The following is a 20,982-nucleotide window of genomic DNA, read 5'->3' on the forward strand; positions in this document are numbered from 1 at the left end:
ATGGTGATAATTACGCCCCGGGATATTGGGGCGTAATTATTAGAATGAGTCGGCAGAGTATGTTTTCTCCGCTTTTCTCTCATTAGGTTAGGAAGGTTCTGTCTTTTCTGCTTTGTAAACCATCGCCTGACCAATCTTGATCCAATCGACCTTAATCAGTCTGGCCTTCAGGCTAACCCGCTGTTCGCCTGCATGATCACCTTTGTTGAGTGTGAAAATGTCAGACGTCAGGTTGCTGAGGGTAAACCCAAGTAGCATTCTCTGGTCTTCGTCTACGGCTTGCTGGCAGCGGCTTATAAGGTCCGTTGCTTCCTTACCCGCGACAGTGGCATCAAAGCGCACATAGGTAGGGCTGTCAGCGGTACCACTCAGCACATTAATCACCACGCTAAGAAAGCCACCATTCAAGGTTTCAATTCTGCGAATGTTGCTCAGATACCCCAGGCCCTTGATGTTGAGATTGAAGTATTCAGCTTCGGTGGAGGTTGTGTTGGCTTTGTTTGCAGCGTTGTTGGTAGTGGTCGCAGTCATGATGTTTACTCCAGGAGTGGGAAATAGTGGCGGAGAAACATTCATCCCTGACGGATAAATGCCTTCCGTCAGGAAGCGCGGATAGCTATGCCACGTTGGCTGGTCAGTACAAAGAACCTCATCACACAGGTGATATCCGCATTAAGAGGTTGAGCGGATCGACCACTGCAAAAGCAGCACTTCTCTCAGGTCATGAAGTTTTAGATGGCAACCGCGTAAGCGTCTCTCTCAGGCTGCTGAAACATTGGTTGGTTGTTGAGACAACAACAATAATGCCGTTCCAGTGTCCTGCCGCTAAAAGCGGATGTCAGCGATAAAGTAGTTTTGCGGGGATGAAAATAAAAAAGCGCCAGCAATTGCCAGCGCTCAAGGCCTGCACGAAGACCGGTAGTGTATTCGTAACTCCGGGAGTTGAAGCTCCGGCGCGGTTTTCACGGAGGGCGTGCGCCTTACAGACCAAATCGGTTGTGCAGTGATTTGCCTGCCGGACTGATGTTTTTCTGTCCCCGTAAAAGACATCCACCCCTCCCGCAGTCACGGGGGCAACATCTCAGCCTGTTAACCTTATCAGCGTCGCTGAGGACAAAGTTTGGGGTTTTGGTAATTTTCTGCCCGTTTATCTGAGGCAGCGAAGATACTTTTCGCCTGAACGCCGCACGATCTCGTCTGCGTTAGCAGTAATATCCTTTCCTTCAAACGCGCCATAAAGTTTCTTAAATTTCACCGAACTCAGGCGTTGAGTGATGTCGCTGACCGTTGCGGCGGGCAACGGCAGCATATTAGGGTAACTCCACATAAAGGAGACGCCCTTCCCGCCAGGCGCTACCTGGACGATGTCGCCGGAAAGCACGATGCCCTCCTCTCGCGCCCAGTGCAGAACGCAGCCGCCCGCAAAATGCCCGCCAAGACGTATCACGCGGACATCACCGGTCAACTCGAGGGTGTCGCCTTCCCAAAAGGTAATCCAGGGGCTGTCGCGCATCACCCATTCACGGTCGCTGGCATGAAGGTAAATGGGGGCGTTAAATTCTTCAGCCCAATCTTGCATGGTGGTGTAGTAATGCGGATGCGATATCGCGATAGCCTTGAGTCCTCCCAGTGAGGCCACTAACGTTTTCGTGGCGTCATCCAGCGTGGCAATGCAGTCCCACAGAATATTGCCCTCAGGTGTACGCAGAATAAATGCGCGCTGATCAATGGCAAAATTTGGCACGGTGTGGATGCTGAGGAGAGCGCTGTCGTGTTGTTGCCACTTATTGCTGTGCGAAGCACAAAGGGCATTAAAATCAACCCATTGCTGCCCGGTCGCGGGGACATACTGTCGTTCATCCTGGCATATCTTGCATTGTGCTGGCGGGGAATCGGTTATCTCATAAGATGTACCGCAGGCTTTGCATAACGTGATCATTGAGTGTTCCTCATTCTTACGCGGGATCCAGGGCAAGGGAGCGGTCTGCTCAGTTTGTCAGCCTCCGTATCTAATACTTTAGCCGCCGATCGAAGCGATAGATCAACCCCACCGCCAGCCCCAGCAATAATACCGGCGGCACCAGCGTGGTTAGCTGGGCATTGATTGAGAACAGGATCCCGAGGTTCAGAACGATCTGGTAAACAATCCAGGTCACCAGTCCGACGATTACGCCCAGCGCTAAGCGACTTCCCAGTCCCGGCGCACGCGGCGTGCTGAAGGTGAAGGGAACCGCCAGCAGGATCATCGCCAGAATCAAAATGGGTCGCCCCGCTTTTTGCCACAATGCACTTTCATACTCGAGGCTTGGCTGCCCGGTTTTGTGCAGATAGACAATATAGTCAGCGAGCTGTCGGGCCGAGAAGCTTTCTGCGGGTAACGTGAGCCTCTTCAAATCTTCACCCGAAAACAGCGAATGCCACTGCATTTCTGGCAGGTTATTGACGGTTTCCTGCTGCTTATCCCAGCGCTTTTCGGTGACGTTGTGCAGCGTCCACATGCCCTTTCCGGCGATGGTCGCGCTCTGCGCAAAAATATAGGACTTCAACGTCAGGTCGGGCTGCCAGCTGAAGATTTCGATCCCCACCGGCTGGTTGCGATTATCCAACGATTGCACCGTCACAAAGTCATCCTGACTCCTGGCCCACAGCGCATTTCCGGCGTCTGAGTCACTTTCTGCTTTCGCCATTGCGACATTCTTTATCTGCAACGCCCGCTGTTGCAACGGAGCGGCCACCCACTCATCTACCGCGCCGAGCGTCAGAGTCATCACCAGCCCGGCGCAGAACATTACCCGCGCAATGCGGGAGATCGAAAACCCGGCGGTGCGGATAGCGGTAAGTTCCAGGCTTTTGGATAGCTGTCCCAGCCCGACAATGCCGCCCAGCAAGGCAATAAAGGGCGCAAGATCCACCAGGCTACGCGGTAAGGTCATCACCACAACCAGCAGCGCCTGCGTCCAGCGATAGCCGCCTGGGGCCACATCATCCAGTTCGTTGATCAGGTTGAAGGTGGTAAACAGCGGGATCAGCAAACCGGCGGCCGCAGCAAATCCGATAAAGATATTCCGCATCAGATAGCGGCTGAAAATAGTCATCGGGAGAATTTCCGCAGCAGTGAGAAATCGCGCGCCAGACAAAACGCCAGGCCAGTCAGCATCACCAGCGGAACCAGCCACACGCCGGGGATGGCAGGCAGCGATCCGTTGGCTACCAGCGTGCGGCAGACGTTGCCACCATAAAAAATGGCGGTAAACAGCAGCGTCAGCGGCAGCAAGGTGGCGTAACGTCCCTGTCGCGGTTTGGTGCGGCTGAGTGGAATGGCTAACAGCACCATCAGTAGGGTGCTGAGGCCGCGGCTTTCCCGCCACTGCAGCTCTGCTTTATCCGCCGGATCCGACGAGCACCATAAATCGGCCACGGGAGCCGACTTACGCCTGACTTCCTGACTTTCAATAAAGGGTTTCAACGCGATATTAAGGCTGTGATAGTGCTGCATATTGTCCTGCGCGCCCTCGCGATCCAGCACATACGCGGTGCCGTTCCTCAGGTTGACGCTGGGAGTGGCCGGAGAAGGATCGGTGACCACCACCGAATGCGCCCGGTACAGGTTGGTATTTTTCCCGGAGCGGGAGTAAATCAACGCGTCGGTAAGCTGATGGCTGGCGGGATCGATACGGCTGGCCATCACCATTCTGCCGCTGCCATTGACGTTAAATTTATTGGCCTGTAAATGGCTGACATCCAGCACCGACTGCGACTGTTGCTCCAGCCGGTAGATATTGCCATACGCCCACGGACGGCCGTAAAGAGACAGCAGCGTCACCACCACCGCCAGTGGAATCGCTAAAAACAGCACCGCTTTATACAGGCGAACCGGGCTGGCACCGGCCGCAAATATTGCGGTGATTTCAGAGTCAGTGTAAAGCTGGCCCAGCGCGACGGCCGTGGCAACATACAGTCCAACCGGCAGCAGCATCTCCAGCGCAATCAATACTTTGTAGCAGACGACATCAAACACCACCTGCAGCGCAAGTGTGCCATTAGCGGCATCGGTCAGGTAGCGCTGTGCGGAATAACTGGCGAACATCACCACCAGAAAACCGACGATAACCATCACCAGTCGACGAATTTCAACCGTGATATAGCGTTCAATCAGCGACACAACGGTTCTCCTTTCGCGCCCGGCCAGCCGCTTTTCTCAACAGGGCTCATCGTCAGGTTGCACATCATGATTGGCCGCTGCCGATCAGCTTTTGCACCAGGCCGATCACATCGCTGACTTCGGTTGGGCTCAGCGACCCATCCTTGGCCCAACGTACGCGCCCTTCCCGATCGAGCACTAAAATGGTGGAGCTCTCTTCAGGCAGCTGCCAGGTTTTCCGCCCGATGCCGTCGCTGTCGACAACGAACTGTGCCCAGGGATAATTCCTTTTGTTCTTCTCAATCTTCCCGCGGACGAAGAAACCGGAGCCGGGGATCGCGTCATCGGTGTTGACGATGGTGGTGGGCTGGAAGCGATCCTCGGGAAACTGTGCCTCTTTAACGGCGGTGATCAGCAGCGAGTTTTTCTTTTTCGCCGACGTACGGCCCGCGATGTACTGCACAACCCGCACCTTTCCCGCCAGTTCGCCGCTGTTCCAGTTTTGATAGCTGAATTCCCCTTCCCTGAGGATCAACTCGCCACGGTCGGCGATAGCCACGGGCGCAACGGGTTGGCCATAAACAAAGTTATGAGCGGAGGCCGCCAACGGCAGCAACAGCAAGACCAGGGTCAACAGCTTGCCCAGCATCCCGGCGTTGATCACTGCGCGTGAAACCTGGCGAGCAGGGATTCCAGCCGCTGGCGGATATCGATATCCAACACCGCAGGCGCGTCGTAGGATTTACCGCCAGACAGCTTGTCGGCCACCATCACATCATGCCGGTCACCCATCAGCCCGTTAATGGCGGCCATAAAGCGGGAAATTTTCCGCGCTTCGACGTTATCAGGATCGAGGGATCTGAGGGTGTCGTAAAAGGACACCTGCTGACTGACGATTTTGCGGACGTCGTGAAACTCTTTGCCGGTCAGCATCGGGTTGGCAATCAACGTTTGCAGTTGCCGCAACTGATCCTGACGATAGGCAATAAATCCGCTTTCGGTTTCTAACTCTAAATGACGCAGGCCATAGCTGACCTGTGACCAGATCGGCTTGCTGAGGAACACCCGCAGAATATTGCCGTAGAGATTCAGGTTCTTTTTATTGCCATTACGGAACGCATCCTGGAAGTGGCCAAGAAGCACGGTGGTCAGATGGAACAGATGGCCCGACTGATGTTTTTTACCGTACAGGCGCTGAGCAAAACGTAAATGCTTATAGCGCGCGCGAATATATTTGTAGCGTAAACGCGTCGACGCCGACATTTCGCATCCCCGGAGGAAATCATTAACCAGACCCAGTAACTCCTCACGGGTGAAGCCGTCCTCCCAAAATTGCAGGCAGAGCGCATAATTATTTCCCAGTCCTTCCTGAGAGCATGGCAAAGCGATCTGCTGCGGCAGACTGAAATTCGCGTCAACGATGTCATCCTCTTCCACCGCGGCAAATAATAACTCCGTGGTTTCTACAGGAAATTTCTTCCAGCTATTATCCATTTTGTTGGCTCTCTTGAGGCAGGGTAAACCGCAGGGCATTGCGATGGCGCCAGGCATGTAACGTCGGGATCATCGTTAATAATACGTCTAAGGATTGCCCAGCAAAATAGGCAAGCGCCGCGCCCTGAACGCCGAAAAAGTGCGACATGCCGATCAGCAGCGCAATATAACAGGCCGAAGAAATCGTCTGCACAATCAGGAATGCCCGCTGCTTGCCCGCCATAAACAGCAAGGATTCTTGCGGGAAGCCCAGCATAGAAACGATGATCGCACCGAGCATAATTTGCATCAGGTCATAGGCCTGCAAATATTTATAGCCGAAGACCACGGAAATAAGCGGCTTGCCGACGACCAGCACCAGCACGGCCACCGCCACCCCGATTCCACCGGCAAACAGCGCGGAGCGCAGGCCGAGCTGCCACGGCTTGCTGGTGCGCGGATCGAGGCGCATGATTTCAGGGTAAAAGCTTTTCTCCATCAGCTTGGCGGGCGTGCCGGTGGCATCAAAGAAGGTCAGCGCAATTTTAAACAGGCCGGCCGCCGCCGGACCTAAAACGATCCCAACCAACACCGTACTGCAGGAGTTTCGCGCCGCCCAAATCGTATGGGCGAAATTGGTTGTCCAGACAAAGTCCCACGCGCCTTCAATCCGGCGAGCGGTGTTCATCAGTCGGGGAGTTAACGCATTATGAATCTCTCTGGATCGCAACTCGCGCGCGGCGAACCACCAAAACAGCGAGCCACCGATCAGGTTGGAAACGTACCAGGTAATAATAAAGCCGGGGAAACCCAGCTCGAAATAGAAGCAGAAGAGACTGCCGACCGCCTGCAGGAACGGCTTAATCGCCTGCTGTACGGCAATTAAGTCGAAGCGGTTAAACGCCCGCAAAATACCGGTCGGCGTGGACGAGGTCATCGACGGAATTAACGTGCAGTAAAGCACCGCCAGCCACAGGCTGTGAGTATCCAGTCCCAGCGAGTGAGAAAGGAAAGGCAGCAGCGCCATTCCACCCAATACAGCCACGACGCTGCTAAGGATATCGAGCCCGAAAGAGAATGAAATCACGTCGCGGAAGCGGGAGATATTCTTGCCTTCCAGTGCCGGAGTGCCGAATTGCACCACGAATTGCCAGGTCTGGAACTTAATTAAATCACTGACCGCTTTGGTATAGGCCTGAATAACCACCAGTACGCCAAACATTTCTGTCGACATGCCTTTGCCGGCACAGGAAAGCGCCACCAGGCCCAGCAAGGCACTTGCCACACTGCCGGATCCCAGATAAGCGGCATTTTTCAGCATCGTGCGAAAGGCGCCATCCTTAAACCAGTGCTTCATGATGTGGAACCGGCGGCAACAGCCGTGATCGAATCCAGCGCTTTCGCCAACACTTCATCGTAAGGCGCGCGGGCATCCAGTTCGATAATGCGCGAACCGTTGTACTGAATTCTGACCATGGCAGAAATTTTATCTTCTAACTCTTCATAACTGTGGTCCGGTTTACGCGCATAGGCGGTATCCACATCAATATCCAGACGCAAAATAAGCTGCGGACGAATCAGCGCCATCTGCTGATATAAGCGTCGCTCACTTTCGGCCAGTCGGCTCATTAACCAGCCTTTGGCCCGTTCCACGCCAATGCCGGGACCATCATAATAAAAACCCGATATTTCAGCCTGAGGATAACGATCGCTGATCACCAGTACGCCGCTCTGCGCCAGGCGGATCGCTTTCTGTAAATTAGACGAACGCCACAATGAAAAACCGTACATGATCAGAGCCGCCCACAGTGCCGGAGGCTTATTACTCATGCGCTGGGTTTTATCCGACTTTGCCGCCAGCCGACGTTCAAGCCAGACACCAATAACCGGTAATCGTTTAATTTTATCGCCATCCTCACCGGATATCAGGCCTAAATAACGGCGTTCAGTTACCCTTTGCTTTTGCAAATTCCTGACTAAATCAGCCGTCAGCGTGGATTTTCCGGTACCGTCACTGCCGACAACCGCAATAAGCCCCGAAATACAGGAATAACACTCATCCACGTCATCTTCTGCACGCTCGGTGTTAATTTTCTTCAGCATGATGGTCATGAAATAACTCTGTCTCTGAATAGGTTAATGAGGCCTGAATCGCACGTAATGATTCATCCAGAATTTTATTCTCCGGCTCTCTGCCATCGAGATCGAGAATGGTTGCGCCATTGAAGTTCAGATGCGGAATAACGGCAATTTTCTCGTGCAGGGCGGCGAGCGAATGATCGGGTTTGCGGGCATGCGCGGTCTGCGCATCAATATCCAGACGGATTAATAATAATGGCGGATATGAGGCCATCCATTGGTAGAGCTTTTGCTCTTTATTTCTGAGCCAGCCAATCCAGCGATTTCCGCCGTGGGTTTTGGCCAACTGCGGTCCATCAAAACGAAAACCTGGCACTTCGGCCTGCGGGTAGCGATCGGCGATCAGCAACTGACCCGGGCGATTTTTTCTTAGCATTTTCCGAAACTTATAAGCTCGCCAGAACGAGAGCAGAAAAATCACCAGCGCGGTAACATTGCCGGGAGGCGTGGCAGGACGCTGGTGAACGCGATCGGATTTCTTCAGCAAATAGCGGCCAAACGGCGCACCAATTATTGGCAGATCGGCGATCCACTTTCCTATCAATCCTGATGACTGACCGAGATAGAGAAATTCCGTCGGCTGTTGCGAAGAGAAGTGCTTAACCAGACTGGCAGCTAACGTCGATTTTCCGGAACCATCACAACCTGTAATAGCGATTACGCGCACCGGGGAATAACGCGACTGGGAATTTATTTTCTGGCGCACAACAAGCTATCCACAGGTAAAAAAGCCATTTTATTCTGTTCCTCTATGGGTTCAAGTCATTTATCGCCGGGTAGCAGGTATTGTTAAATACCGGCCAAGCGGGCATCTCAACCGTCTTTTGATGCTATTTTTCTTATTATTTCGTGCTCTAAAATTCACAAACTCATGCCCTGATACGTATATTTACCCGATCAAAAACAGAATAAATCACTCAGTAAAAACCCAACCGCCTGATTTAATTTCCCGTACCCAGACCCGTCAACAATTAGCATTTTATAACCATGGCGCGCTAACGACTTCTTGCGGTCAAAATGGTACATTTCATTCAGTGTTGATAAAGAGCAAGGTATTATGACCTCCAGACTCCCGCCGCTTATTGCGGTAATTGGCAGTGATGGTTCCGGAAAGTCTACTGTCTGCGAACATCTGATTGTCCATGTCAAAAAATATGGTCCTGCGGTAAGGGTTCACCTCGGTAAACAGGCCGGTAATGTCGGACGCGCCGTTTCACAACTGCCATTAATGGGCAAATCCTTCGAACGCGCTATTGAGCGCAATACCAAAAAAGTCAAAACGAAAAAGACCAAACTGGGTCTGTTGCCGTCGGTGGTGATAATGACCTTTGTCGTTCGCCGTTTATTACGTTTTCGCCGCATGCTGGCTTATCGTCGACAAGGGCTGATGGTCTTAACCGACCGTTTTCCTCAGGCGCAAATTCCCGGTGCCTATGACGGAACGGTGTTCCCGCCAGACACCAAAGGCAACGGCCTGGTAAAATGGATGGCCGGGCGCGAGCGTTCTGCCTTCAGGTGGATGGCCGCACATAAGCCGGACCTGGTGATCAAACTGAATGTTGATCTCGATGTGGCCTGTGCACGTAAGCCCGATCACCGCCGCGAACAACTCAGCAAAAAAGTGGCTGCCACACCGCTACTGACTTTTGAAGGCGCACAGCTGGTTGATATTGATGCCAATAAACCTGTCGATCAGGTGATTGCCGCGGCGGAAAAAGCTATCGCTGAATTCATGGCCGCCCAGGGTTATGTGCCGGTTTATGAAGGTGAGTCGGTCGCCCACTCGCAATAACCTCCGCTTTCATCCTGCATTCCCTGCTCATGCATGAGCAGGGAATGCGCGGTTACTTTTTCAGTTCCGCAAACGCCTGAATGATTTTATCGATCTCTTCATCACTGTGTGCCGCATTGACGCTACAGCGCAGCAGCGTGACGCCAGACGGCGCCGCCGGCGGCAGAACCAGGTTGACGTAAACCCCTTTCGCTATCAGATCGCGCCAGAAATTCAGGCCATCTTCTTTCGAGCCGATCATCACCGGCACCACCGGACTGATCCGTGGCCCCAGCTCATAACCAATCTGCGCCAGCCCGTTATAAAGACGGTTGGCATTGCTCCACAGCTTTTTGCGTAATTCAGGCTGCTGCGCGATTTTCTGCAGGGAGGCACGCACCGAAGCAATGCTGGATGGCGAAGGTGACGCGGTGAAAATATAGGGGCGACTGCTGTAGCGCAGCACGTCCATGGCTTTACTGCCCACGGCAAAGCCACCAATCGAGGCCAGGCTTTTGCTGAAGGTGCCGAGGATAATATCGACCTCTTCTTCCACACCCAGCTCTTCGGCCAGACCGCGACCGTTTTCGCCCATCACGCCGAAGGAATGGGCTTCGTCGACCAGCAAATACCCGCCAAACCGGCGCTTGATATCGACAATTTCCACCAGTGGAGCCACGTCGCCGAGCATGCTGTAAATGCCTTCGACGATGATGATCGCCTCTTTTGCCCGTTCGCCCAGACGGACCATCCGGCGTTCCAGATCGTTAGCATCGTTGTGACGGAAACGAATAATTTCAGCGCCGCCCAACGCACAGGCATCATAAATACTGGCGTGGCTGTCGGCATCAATCAGCACCACCGCGCCAGGGCCCGCAAGGGTGCTGATGACGGCGAGGTTAGCGGTATAGCCCGTGGAGAAAACGATGGCACAGGGGCGGTTGAAAAAGGTCGCCAGCTCCTGCTCCAGTGCCAGGTGTGAACCGTAGCTGCCGTTTGCCATACGCGAGCCGGTGGTGCCGGTTCCCTGCAGGGCTAAAGCGGCCTGACCATCAGCAATGGCCTGCGCATCAAAGGTCAGTCCAAGGTAATTGTTGGTTCCGGCCAGCACAATTTTCTGGTCGCCAATGCGCCCTTCCGTCGCGGAGTAAATCTCATCGATACAGGTTCCAAAAGGATTCAGTCCGGACGTCTGGAATTGCTCACGCTCACCCGCGAGGCGTGAAAACTTATCATACAGACCCATTGGCGCTCTCCAGGTGAGGTTGCAGCGCGACAAGCAATTGCTCAGGCGTTCTGACATCCAGCAGAATATTAATCGGAATAGAAATATCCAGTTTGTCTTCCAGCATCATCAGCAAATCCAGCACTCTGATGGATTCCAGGCCAAGATCGTTAACGAGATCGCTGTCCGGCCTGACATCCACCCCGCCCTTTACGATGTCCTGTAAGCAGGTAAGAATATAATCCATCACTTCGTCGCGATTTAGCATAAGAACGTTGAAAACCTCTACTCGTAAGAATTAAAACAGTCTTTCACGCAGCGCGCGTTCCAGACTGACCTCTGGAAACCAGTGAATGGTTTCAGATAAAGATGTGTTGCTTGCCGACCAGTCCTGATGGGTTAATTCGCGGATTTTGCTGTGCGTCAGCATCGGCTCAGTTCTGGCCAGCCGGTTCCACAACATACTGACGTCGGCGAAGAATTTAAGCGCTGGCAACGGCACGCCCAGCAGCCGCACCGGACCTCCGCGCACCGCTGAACCGATCGCCTTCAATCGCAGCCAGTTGTATCCGCCCTGCACGCCATCACAGAGTTCGCAGGTTTGCGTCTCCGGCACGTCGGCAACCAGCCACTGGCTGACGGCTTCGGCAAGATCGCTGACGTGCAGAAACGACAGCTTCGCTTCGGGTGAGCCCAGCCGGGGAAGCACGCCGCGTAACAGCCAGTCGAAAACCGGTTTCAGCTCTTTATCACCAGGCCCGTAAACAGCCGTCGGGCGAAATATGCCCAGAGACATGCCAACGGCCATTGAGGTCAGCTCGCGCTCGGCGACAAATTTCGATCGCGCATACCAGGACAGCTGAGGATGGCGGGCTGCCAGAGACGACATAAACAGGAATCGCTTACAGCTGCCGCTTAACCGGGCCGCCTGCATCAGGCCGACGCTGCCGTTAACGTTGCATTGAGTGAAGGTATCTTGCGAACTGCCCCGCACCTGCCCCGCGCAGTGAACGACACTGGTCGCACCGCGCACCAGCTCCCAGAGTGAAGCCTGATCTTCCAGCGAGCCCTGGATCCACACCAGATTGTCATCGGTGGAGGGTTGCGGCGTGCGGGTTAAGGCCCGCACCCTGAAGCCCCGCGACAGCAGATTCCCGACGATGTGTTTCCCAATGAAACCCGTTGCGCCCGTCACTGCGACCGTGGTGCTCATCAGGCCAGCCCAGCCAACTGCACAGCAGGATAAAGGGCGGCGGATAACCAGCGCTTTTTGGCTTCTGCTCGCGCCGGTTTACCCGAGGAAGTGCGTGGAATACTGTGAGGCGGCAAAAGTTCGATATCCACCGCCACGCCGAATTCGCTTTGAATGCTGGCCGACAGCGAGTGAACAATTTGCTCACGGCGCTCCTCAGAACCGATCCTGCACTGGATCTGCAAAATAATTCTGGCGCCCTCGCCGTGCTCTTCGGTGACAAACGCAATTGCATCGCCGGCGTGAATTTCCGGCTCCGCTTCGGCAACGTATTCAATATCCTGCGGCCAGATATTACGGCCACGAATAATAATTAAGTCTTTCTTGCGGCCGGTGACGTAAAGGTTTCCGCCTGACAGATAACCCAAATCGCCGGTATCCATCCAGCCCGTCGCCTTGATCATTTGCTGCGAGACATCGTCACGGAAATAACCGTTCATCAGGCTGGGGCCGGCGATATAAATATGCCCGACCTGATGTTCCGGCAACACCGATCCATTCTCACTGCGAATATCAATGCGATGACCAGGCAACGCCTTGCCGCAATTCACAAATGAGGAGGTGGCCAGCGTATTTTTGCCTGGCGCGACGGCGCGGCCTTCGTATTCCAGCACTTCGCGGTCGATCTCATGAATTTGCGCACCGGCGTTCTCTTCCGAGAAACTCACCGCCAAAGTGTTTTCAGCTAAGCCGTAGCAAGGCATAAAAGCGTCAGGGTCGAAATGAAGATCGCTGAAATGCTCCCCGAACTGCTTAAGCAGCTCGGCAGGAATAGGTTCCGCGCCGACGCCGGCCACGCGCCAGCTGGAAAGATCCAGCCCGGCCAGCTCTTTCATGTTGCTGCGACGCAGGCACAGATCGTAGCCAAAAGGTGGCGCGACGGTGACCGTGCCACGGTTTTTATCGATCAGCTTTAACCACTGTAAAGGCCGCATGGCGAAATCTTGCGTCCGCAGATAATCCACTGAAAGCTGCGTCGCCACTGGCGTTAGCAGAAAACCGACCAGCCCCATATCGTGATAAAACGGCAGCCAGGACACGCAGCGGTCGCCAGCGCGTAATTTAATGCCGTCATGGCTGATAACCTGCAGATTGGCCATCACGGAACGCTGGGTAATAATCACGCCGCGCGGGAAACGCGTGCTGCCGGAGGTATATTGCAGGTAGGCAATATCGTCGGCGGACGGTTTTGTTAACGCAATATCCCGTTCCGGCAGGGCATTGAATTCGGCATTGCTGAGAATATGCGGAGGCGGTGCATTCTCTGTGGCTGAGCTGATTAACGGCACCCACTCGTCACTGCTAATAATCGCCGCCGGCGCGCAGCTGGAAATCAATCCTTTCAGCTTGACGATATACGACGCCCGCTGGCCGATGCCCATCGGAATGGCCAACGGAACCGCGACTAAGCCGGCATACTGGCAGGCAAAGAACGCTTCGACAAAACCGACGCTGGTCTCTGCGATCAGCGCAACGCGGTCGCCTTTTTTCAGATCCAGCGACAGCAAACGACGAGCGCCGCTTATCGCCCGCTCTTTGAGCGTCCGGTATTCCAGCACGGAAACCAGTTGATTACGCCGGTCGTAGAAGTTCATTCCTGTGCTCCCCTGGGCGGCGTAATCTAACGCCTCCACCAGAGAGCCAAAATCGGCATAGCGCATAGGAAGAGAGTGAGTTGAGCGTGTTTCAGACATAGACAAATCAGCCATAGATTCAAATCACCAAATGCGACAGGCAGGGTTGGCGAGAGAGTTGAAGTTTTATTATGAAATTTTTTATAATCCGTTATTTAACTCTTTTTATTCCGCCATTAGCTTCGCAGGCAGTTTTGCATTCGCAAACCACCCATTACTAAAGAAAAAGAGTCTCACTGGCATTCATATTCAGGATGCCAGGGTATATTCCAGCACCTTCACATGTTCATTACTGAACCTAAACACTTCATAAACAGTAGCCGGAAGCCGGTTAAAAGTGAATAGCTGATTCACGATGATTATGACAAAAGCATTAAGTGATAAAAAATAGCCGCACTCCAGCAAAAGAAACTCAGTAGACTAAAAACGCTCACGGGTCTTTACAAAACTAATAGCACGAAAGCGCAAAAGCATAAATTGCTTAACCAGTAACGGATGGACTCTGCCAATAATTTCATAAGCACGTAATGTTCAAAATAATACTGCCCAGCGTGAATCCGGATCCTTATTAACAAATAATGCTTTTGCCATCAAACGCATCAGTATTCAGTTCTGTTTATTCATCGCGTAAAGCACTCAATATTGCCTGCCAGATAGCCACGGGCTTCTTCGAACAGACGAAAATAATTAAAGGTTTTTTATGATTCACATTGAAAAAGTCGCTGACAAGCGCGATCTGAAGGCATTTATCGCTTTTCCCTCCTCACTGTACCGCGACGATCCCAACTGGATTGATCCGCTGTTTATTGAGCGTGAGGAGCATCTTTCAAAGAAAAACCCAAGCGTTGAACATATTGAGTGGCAGGCGTTTCTGGCGAAAAAAGACGGTAAGGTTGTCGGGAGAATTACTGCACAAATCGACAGTCTGCATCGTGAACGTTATGGCCAGGATACCGGGCATTTCGGCATGATTGATGCGATTGACGATCCGGCGGTTTTCGAGGCGTTATTCGCGGCCGCCGAAGCCTGGCTGAAGTCAAAAGGGGCGGTAAAGATTACCGGCCCTTTCAGCATGAATATCAACCAGGAAAGCGGCTTATTAATCGAGGGATTTAATACGCCGCCTTCTGCTCTGATGACGCACGGCAAAACCTATTACGCTAATTACCTTGAACAGCAAGGCTATGCACAAGGCATTGATCTGTTGGCCTATTGGATGAAACGCACCGATCTGCATTTTGAACCTTCGCTGACTAAGCTGATGTCTCAGATGAGAAAAAAGGTGAGCATTCGTCGCCTTAATCGTAAGAAGTTTGCCGAAGAAATGCAGGTGCTGCGGGAAATCTTCAACTCCGGTTGGCAGAATAACTGGGGGTTTGTGCCCTTCACGGAACACGAATTCGCCACCATGGGCGATCAGCTGAAATATCTGGTGCCTGACGACATGATTTATATCGCCGAAGTGGATTCGTTGCCCTGCGCATTTATCGTTGGCCTGCCAAATATTAACGAGGCTATCGCTGGCTTAGAGGGCCGTCTATTCCCCTTCGGCTGGGCAAAACTGTTATGGCGACTGAAGGTCAGCGGCGTGCGCACAGCGCGGGTGCCATTGATGGGGGTTCGCCATGATTTCCAGTTCAGTCGGATGGGGCCAATTATGGCGCTGTTGCTGATTGAGGCGTTACGAGATCCCTTTGCAAAACGCAATATTGATGCGCTGGAGATGTCGTGGATCCTGGAATCCAACACCGGCATGCGAACGATTCTGGAGCGCATTGGTGCGGTGCCCTATAAGCGCTATCGCCTGTTTGAAAAGACGCTCTGAGCCATCTGCAGACGCTATTTACCGTCGACTCTCGCGGCGGTGTTGCTTACCCGCAGCCGGCCATGTGGCACTGTACTGTAAGTGAATATCGCCGGGAGATGATTAATTAAAATAATTAATCATTAAAAGCCCCAAATAACTCACCTGACGTTATTAATTCGGTAGGGTAATTCAAACTCATTTATAAGAGTAAACGCATGTCCTTTGAAAAGAAAAAAGGCATCAATCGCTTCATCAGCAGCGTCAATAATTCCTGGGAAGGTTTGAAAGATGCCATCTTCACCGAGGATGCTTTTCGCCAACTCATCATCATTAACGCATTCTTACTGATCATTACATTTTTTCTGGACATCACAAAAACAGAAAGACTGCTGTTAATTGCCACCTGCTTTATTTTGCTGATCGTGGAATTGTTGAATACCGCCATTGAAACGGTGGTTGATCGTATCTCTTTAGAGATTCATCCCCTCTCTAAACGCGCCAAAGATATTGGCGGTGCGGCACAGTTAGTCGCCGTGGTGATGACGATCATCATTTGGCTGAGCGTTATCTTTTAGCGATTAATACCCTAAAAGCGCAGAAAAAATCCGGCACATGGCCGGATTCTTCTTAACAGTGCGCTCGCGACTTAAAAGCGGTAGCCAACACCCACATTAAATCCATTCACTGCGTAGTCCGTAACGCCGTCTGTGACTCTTGAACCCTCATAACCCACGTCGATGGTGAGATTATTCCATGGGTTGATTTGCACACCCGCGCCATACATCAGGTTGGTAGATTTATTGTCACTCGTACTGCTTGAATTTCCCAGGCCAAATTTTTCCAAGTCATAGCTGTAATTAACTTTGTTATAGTTCACGCCAACTAAACCATAGAGACTGAAAAAGTCATTGATACGATATGCCGGACCGACGGCTAAAGAATAATACTTTACATCAACTTCTGGATAGATAGTATTATTGACGTTTGAATAATGACCGTCATTACTGCCATTCCAATAGGTAAATGAGGTTATGATACTGAGAGGAGAGTTCCACTCGTAGCGATATTTCGCATTAACCCCCTGGATGTTTTTAAAATCCTGTACTTTGCTTTGCGCATATCCCAGGGTGATGGTGTGGGCTGCGGCGTGCACAACAGTCGCGGTACTAATGGCAGTTAAAATAGCCAGAGAGATAATCGTTGTTTTCATAAATCATCCTTAATTAATAAAAATTGTGCTCATCATTCCTTTCAGGAATATTAATGCGGGGTTCTCTTACCGGGAACTTTACTTCCCGTTGTAGAAACCGCCTGGGTCAACCCCACCCAATCCCCGGGCAGCCGAACTGTGGAACTTAGCCGTTGTAGTGTCAAGGCTTTTTGTTTGGTCATGGATATTGGCTAATAGAAGTAACAACCTCTTAACCAAGTGGTATTAAAAAATGCCAAAAGTTTAAAATTTTATTACTTTAAAAAAACTAAGTAAGGCAAGCCCCGCCCCCCGACACCTCCTGTATAAGATCCAACTTTTATTCCGTGTAAACATCCTGCGAGGTGATAACAAACCCTTCCCCAAAGAGCCAAAGTAGTAATGAGAAAAAAACCTTTCCTATAACAGAAACAACAATTATAAAAACCACAGTGGCAACTAAGTTAAACAATGATTGAATCACCCTGAGATTAAGATCATTTTTCATTTACCTCTCCTGATTTTTTGCGTGCCTTCTCAGCAGCTTTTGCGCTCCCCTCTGAAATTGCTTAAGCTCCAATATTTCCTATGCTACGGGGAATTTTCTCGGTAGCATTTACTTAGAGATCCCCAGTGGTCCTTCAACTTCGGTATATTTTAAAAGCTCAGGATTAAACTTAGGATTCCAACCGCCTGTCACCCATTTCCGATGGTGATAACGTTTGTCCAGCCAGCCACAATTGAGTTTACCGGGTTCCCCGTACCATCATCGGCGTACTGAGCAACTGTGTTAAGCCCTGCACCCAGCGCCCACATCGCCTGTGCTGGCGCAGTTATAGATGCCACGCCTCCAGTTGCCAACGCGCCAGCAATCGCTTTATTAACCGCCTCACCACGCTGGCAGCTGGCTGATGTTGGATTATCTGAACAGGACAGCACATCCTTACCGTGTTCTTGTACAAACTTCGCCTGCGACTGCTCATTCCCAGCCATTAGATTATTCTCAACCGTCGTTTCGCCCGACTGGGCTGCAGATACAGCATCCGCACTGCTGTCTCCGATCAACCCACCTGAAAGACCTGCGACCAGCGTTGCCAGCGCGCTTACCGTCTGCCTTTCCGATTCCGTCAGCTGGCTGCCCTGGTGTTGGTTCTGCGTCATCGTCTGTTCAGATTTTGACGACTGGCTGCCATACGACAGGTTAACCCCCACCAGGCTTCCCGCGCTTCCCCCGGCCTCTGCCAGTGACGCCCCCTGATAAGCCTGAACCCCGGTCAGTGCAGCCTGCATCCCCTTGAGCACCGCAAGCCGCCCGCTGGTTTCACTGCCGGCATCGGTTGCCATGGTCACCGCCGAATTGATTGCGCTGCCCACCACGCCCGACAGCGCCAGCGTCAGGCCGCTCTGCTTCTGCTCCACGGTGTGCTTCTGCGTGCTCTGATTTTCGGCCGCGAGGATATTCACCTCGCTGCCGCTCAGAGTCAGATCCTGAGCGGCCAGCAGGTCAGAGCCTTTCACCGTCAAGGTGTTGCCGGCGGTCAGGCTGACATTGCCGTTGGTGCTTCCCACCGTGCTGCCCGCGCTGCTGTGGGATAACGCATCGTCGGTCACCTTCAGTGAGCTGCTGCCGGCCGTGAAGCCGATGCCTCCGGTGCCGGACAGCCCGCTTTTGGTTTCTTTATACTGGTGATTTTCCTGCCGCATTTCTTCTGCGGTGGTGAGGGTCAGATCGCGGCCTGCCGACAGCGCCACGTCATTGGTACCAACAACATTGCTGCCGCTGAGTGTCAGATCGCGCCCCGCCTGCAGCGACACGCTGTCGCCGCTGAAGCTGCTACCGATCGCGGTCTGACTCTGCACCTCGTCGTGAGTGGTGACCGATTTCCGCGACAGCAACCCGCCGCTGCTCTGGTGGCTGTCTTCCGTCAGGTGGTAAGTCGCATTGCCGCTGGTCAGATTAAGGTCGTTGCCCGCCACCGCGCTGAGGCTGTCCTGCGCGGTAACCGCCGCCGCGCGCGCGTTAAGGTCGTTGCCAGCCAGCAGCGACACGTCGCCGCCGCCGTTAATCTGGCTGCCCACCTCCATGCTCTGCGTCAGGCTGCGTGAATTGCCGCCGCCCCAGTCGCCGCTTTCGCTGCCCGTGGTGGTCAGGGTGTTCAGGTTGAGGTCGTGCCCGGCAATAATCTGCGTCTGGCTGCCCGCGCCAGCGTTACTGATTTGCGCCGCGGTCAGGTTGATATCATTCATCGCCTGCAGGCCGAGCGTGCCGTTTTCACCCTGCACGTAAATGCCCGCCGGACGGTCAAAGGTGATGTTGCCCGCGCTGCCGCCCAGCGTGCTGATGCTGTTAAGGTCGCGCCCGGCAATGGCGGTCAGACTACTGCCGCCCTGCAGCGTGCCGCCAATGTTGTTGATGTCGGTGCGGGCACGCAGGTCAACCTTATCACCGCCGATAAAGCCGCTGTTATTCAGGTTATCCGCCGTCAGTTGGGTCACCGTCCGGCCGGTAATGTGCCCGCTGTTGGTCAGATCGTTGCTGACCGCCAGCGACACGCCGTTGCCCGACAGCAGCGCACCGCTGCCGTCCAGGTCGCCCGGTTTCACGCGGGCATACAGCTGCGGCACCAGAACCTGTTGCGTGCTGCCGTCCGGCAGGCTAACCGTCTGCGTCACCAGCCAGACCATATCGCTGCTTAACAGGGCCATCTGCTGCGCCGACAGCGCCACGCCTGGCGTCAGGCTGTATGTTTTGCCAAAGAGCACGCCGGCGTCCATCAACGCCCGGTACTGCGCCTCGTCATTGCTGTAGCCGTTCAGATAGCGGTTGCCCGTCAGCGCAATGACCTGCCTGCGGATCAGCTGCTGCTCGTAGTAACCATCGCCCAGACGGCGCAGCACGTTATTCGGATCCTGGGTGAACTGGTTCTGCATATAGTCGCTGCCGAGCCACTGTTTCTGGTTGGTGAAGCGCGGATCGGTCTCCACCAGATAACCAACGTTACTGTCAGGATGTAGCTGGAACAGGCTGTTGTCCGGCAGTTTCGTGTCCGGCGCTATCGCGCGGATGGTGCTGTTATCGCTGCCTGGCTGAACAATTTCCATGATTTGCCCTGGCGGCAGCGTAACGGGTGTCTGCCCGGCCGGGGCAGACACGGCGCCAGGATCGACAACCGCCACCGTGATGCCTGCGGGCTGACGGCTGGCGGTGGATGTCCCGCTACCGTTCACCGGCTCATTGCCCTGCCAGGCCAGGGTAAGCAAATCAATGGTCTGCACGACAGGCTCCGGATCATATTCACTGCTGTCTTTACCCTGCGAGGTTTTGGTTGGGCCTAACGGTTGTCGTGTCTTTTTGGCATACCAGCGGGTCTGCTGGCCTGCACCGTCGGCAGCCGCTGCAAGTTTTCCAGCCCCTGCTCAATGTCGCGTAAATCAAGCAGATTGCCGGCATGGGCCGGGAAGGCAGCGTACAGCGAAACGTAACGGTCGCTGCCCGGCGTCAGGACCACCTTGCGCACCTTGCCGGGCACAATCACCAGCTTTAGCTCGCCGCTGGTCAGATCCTGGGCCGGCGCCAGTACCCGCGTGGTGATATAGCCATGATCGATCAGGCGGTTCTGCAGCGCGCTCATCAGCAGGTTAATGCCCTGACCGCCGAGGCACTGACCGGTGGCCTGACGGGTGATGAGCCGCAGCGGCAGCCAGTGCGGTAAGGCGTCTTTGCCGCTGAGCACCACCTTATCGATTGGAAAACAGGGGTTTTCCTGTGGAAACTGAATACGGCTGAAGCTGGACGCAGGCGGCGAGAGGCGCACGTCGGGTGTTGGCGGTGTGAGCTGCTGCTCCAGCGCTTTTTGCCGCTGCTGTTGCAGAACAAGCGGTTCATCGCCAGGCGCGGCGAGGGTGTCATTTGGCCCAAAAAAAACAGAGAAAATCGCCAATAGCACCGCGTAGCGGCTGCAGATTAAACGCGGGGAATGTAATGACATATAACAATCCTTGTTATAGAAAAATTATCTGACCCGCAGATTCCTTCCAGGGGCCCTGGTTAACGCCTGATGAGACATTGACCTCTTGATCTCACTGGCACTAATCGCTCACACAATAAGCACAGGTGAACGGGAACGCAACGATATTTAAGCTAAATTTCGCGGCCTCAGTCTTATCCTAAAGAGTCTGCCGCAGCGTCCTAATCCACAGTTTCAGACGTTTATTGGCGACCAATAGAAGCAATTAAACAGCGGTTTTCGAAACAGGTTTAAAAATTAAAAGATCGCGAATCTGACCATGATTAAAACCGTGAAATAATACCCTTACGAAAATATTGATCAAAAGCTGTACAGTCTGGTAT

19 protein-coding genes and 2 pseudogenes are annotated in these 20,982 nt (G+C 53.3%); 3 read left to right on the forward strand and 18 right to left on the reverse strand.

Annotation, left to right across the window (positions count from 1 at the left end; genetic code table 11):
• Positions 1–87: 87 nt before the first annotated feature.
• The 9 genes from EBC_RS20235 to EBC_RS20275 all read right to left on the reverse strand — a co-directional run bounded on the left by EBC_RS20235 (position 88) and on the right by EBC_RS20275 (position 8,459).
• Positions 88–531 (reverse strand): STY4534 family ICE replication protein, encoded by a 444-nt coding sequence (locus EBC_RS20235; RefSeq protein ID WP_013203718.1) that lies wholly within the window; start codon positions 529–531, stop codon positions 88–90.
• Positions 532–1,147: 616 nt separating this feature from the next.
• Positions 1,148–1,939 carry an MBL fold metallo-hydrolase gene (locus tag EBC_RS20240; protein WP_013203719.1) on the reverse strand — a complete coding sequence of 264 codons (792 nt, stop codon included), beginning with the start codon at positions 1,937–1,939 and terminating at the stop codon, positions 1,148–1,150.
• 70 nt (positions 1,940–2,009) lie between these two features.
• Entirely contained in the window at positions 2,010–3,095 is a 1,086-nt protein-coding gene (gene lptG / locus EBC_RS20245; protein WP_013203720.1) for an LPS export ABC transporter permease LptG, read from the reverse strand.
• Positions 3,092–4,162: an LPS export ABC transporter permease LptF gene (gene lptF, locus EBC_RS20250; RefSeq protein WP_013203721.1), complete on the reverse strand. Its 1,071-nt coding sequence runs from the start codon at positions 4,160–4,162 to the stop codon at positions 3,092–3,094. The genes lptG and lptF overlap by 4 nt, the downstream gene beginning before the upstream one ends.
• A gap of 64 nt (positions 4,163–4,226) precedes the next feature.
• Entirely contained in the window at positions 4,227–4,790 is a 564-nt protein-coding gene (locus EBC_RS20255; RefSeq protein ID WP_013203722.1) for a YtfJ family protein, read from the reverse strand.
• Positions 4,791–4,801: 11 nt separating this feature from the next.
• Positions 4,802–5,635, reverse strand: a complete 834-nt coding sequence (locus EBC_RS20260; RefSeq protein ID WP_013203723.1) for a hypothetical protein — start codon at positions 5,633–5,635, stop codon at positions 4,802–4,804.
• Positions 5,628–6,971 (reverse strand): lipopolysaccharide biosynthesis protein, encoded by a 1,344-nt coding sequence (locus EBC_RS20265; protein ID WP_013203724.1) that lies wholly within the window; start codon positions 6,969–6,971, stop codon positions 5,628–5,630. Before EBC_RS20265 ends, EBC_RS20260 begins: the two co-directional genes overlap by 8 nt.
• Positions 6,968–7,717, reverse strand: a complete 750-nt coding sequence (locus tag EBC_RS20270; protein WP_049789671.1) for a nucleoside/nucleotide kinase family protein — start codon at positions 7,715–7,717, stop codon at positions 6,968–6,970. Before EBC_RS20270 ends, EBC_RS20265 begins: the two co-directional genes overlap by 4 nt.
• Positions 7,701–8,459, reverse strand: coding sequence for a nucleoside/nucleotide kinase family protein (locus tag EBC_RS20275; protein WP_013203726.1), 759 nt, complete (start codon positions 8,457–8,459; stop codon positions 7,701–7,703). The genes EBC_RS20270 and EBC_RS20275 overlap by 17 nt, the downstream gene beginning before the upstream one ends.
• Positions 8,460–8,810: 351 nt before the next feature.
• Here EBC_RS20275 and EBC_RS20280 point away from each other — a divergent pair, with 351 nt between their 5' ends.
• Complete coding sequence (locus EBC_RS20280; protein ID WP_013203728.1) at positions 8,811–9,545, forward strand: nucleoside/nucleotide kinase family protein; 735 nt, start codon at positions 8,811–8,813, stop codon at positions 9,543–9,545.
• 52 nt (positions 9,546–9,597) lie between these two features.
• On the opposite strand, the gene spt is transcribed toward EBC_RS20280, so the two are convergent.
• The 4 genes from spt to EBC_RS20300 are packed head-to-tail and all read right to left on the reverse strand — an operon-like array spanning position 9,598 to position 13,695.
• A complete protein-coding gene (gene spt, locus EBC_RS20285; RefSeq protein ID WP_013203729.1) occupies positions 9,598–10,770 on the reverse strand; it encodes a serine palmitoyltransferase in 1,173 nt (390 codons plus the stop codon).
• Positions 10,757–11,017: an acyl carrier protein gene (locus EBC_RS20290; RefSeq protein ID WP_013203730.1), complete on the reverse strand. Its 261-nt coding sequence runs from the start codon at positions 11,015–11,017 to the stop codon at positions 10,757–10,759. The genes spt and EBC_RS20290 overlap by 14 nt, the downstream gene beginning before the upstream one ends.
• 30 nt (positions 11,018–11,047) lie before the next feature.
• The gene (locus EBC_RS20295; protein WP_013203731.1) at positions 11,048–11,962 is read right to left on the reverse strand and encodes an NAD-dependent epimerase/dehydratase family protein; all 915 of its coding nucleotides are present in this window, start codon (positions 11,960–11,962) and stop codon (positions 11,048–11,050) included.
• Complete coding sequence (locus EBC_RS20300; protein WP_013203732.1) at positions 11,962–13,695, reverse strand: fatty acyl-AMP ligase; 1,734 nt, start codon at positions 13,693–13,695, stop codon at positions 11,962–11,964. The genes EBC_RS20295 and EBC_RS20300 overlap by 1 nt, the downstream gene beginning before the upstream one ends.
• Before the next feature lie 640 nt (positions 13,696–14,335).
• On the opposite strand from EBC_RS20300, the gene EBC_RS20305 reads away from it, so the two are divergent.
• The gene (locus EBC_RS20305; RefSeq protein ID WP_013203734.1) at positions 14,336–15,460 is read left to right on the forward strand and encodes a hypothetical protein; all 1,125 of its coding nucleotides are present in this window, start codon (positions 14,336–14,338) and stop codon (positions 15,458–15,460) included.
• Positions 15,461–15,657: 197 nt separating this feature from the next.
• Positions 15,658–16,017 (forward strand): diacylglycerol kinase, encoded by a 360-nt coding sequence (locus tag EBC_RS20310; RefSeq protein WP_013203735.1) that lies wholly within the window; start codon positions 15,658–15,660, stop codon positions 16,015–16,017.
• Between the two features lie 71 nt (positions 16,018–16,088).
• Here the strand turns inward: EBC_RS20310 and EBC_RS20315 are convergent, their stop codons facing one another.
• From EBC_RS20315 to EBC_RS20325, 5 genes and pseudogenes are all read right to left on the reverse strand, one after another.
• Complete coding sequence (locus EBC_RS20315) at positions 16,089–16,652, reverse strand: Ail/Lom family outer membrane beta-barrel protein (protein ID WP_013203736.1); 564 nt, start codon at positions 16,650–16,652, stop codon at positions 16,089–16,091.
• A gap of 319 nt (positions 16,653–16,971) precedes the next feature.
• Entirely contained in the window at positions 16,972–17,139 is a 168-nt protein-coding gene (locus EBC_RS25855; RefSeq protein ID WP_157868034.1) for a hypothetical protein, read from the reverse strand.
• Between the two features lie 188 nt (positions 17,140–17,327).
• A complete protein-coding gene (locus EBC_RS26415; RefSeq protein WP_456236305.1) occupies positions 17,328–17,729 on the reverse strand; it encodes a VENN motif pre-toxin domain-containing protein in 402 nt (133 codons plus the stop codon).
• Positions 17,730–20,009 (reverse strand): annotated as a pseudogene (locus EBC_RS25860) (hemagglutinin repeat-containing protein); the annotation flags it as partial.
• Positions 20,003–20,620: pseudogene (locus EBC_RS20325) on the reverse strand (POTRA domain-containing protein); the annotation flags it as partial. The pseudogenes EBC_RS25860 and EBC_RS20325, both read right to left, overlap by 7 nt.
• Positions 20,621–20,982: the final 362 nt, after the last annotated feature.

Source organism: Erwinia billingiae Eb661, from assembly GCF_000196615.1.
Taxonomy (GTDB): Bacteria; Pseudomonadota; Gammaproteobacteria; order Enterobacterales; family Enterobacteriaceae; genus Erwinia; species Erwinia billingiae.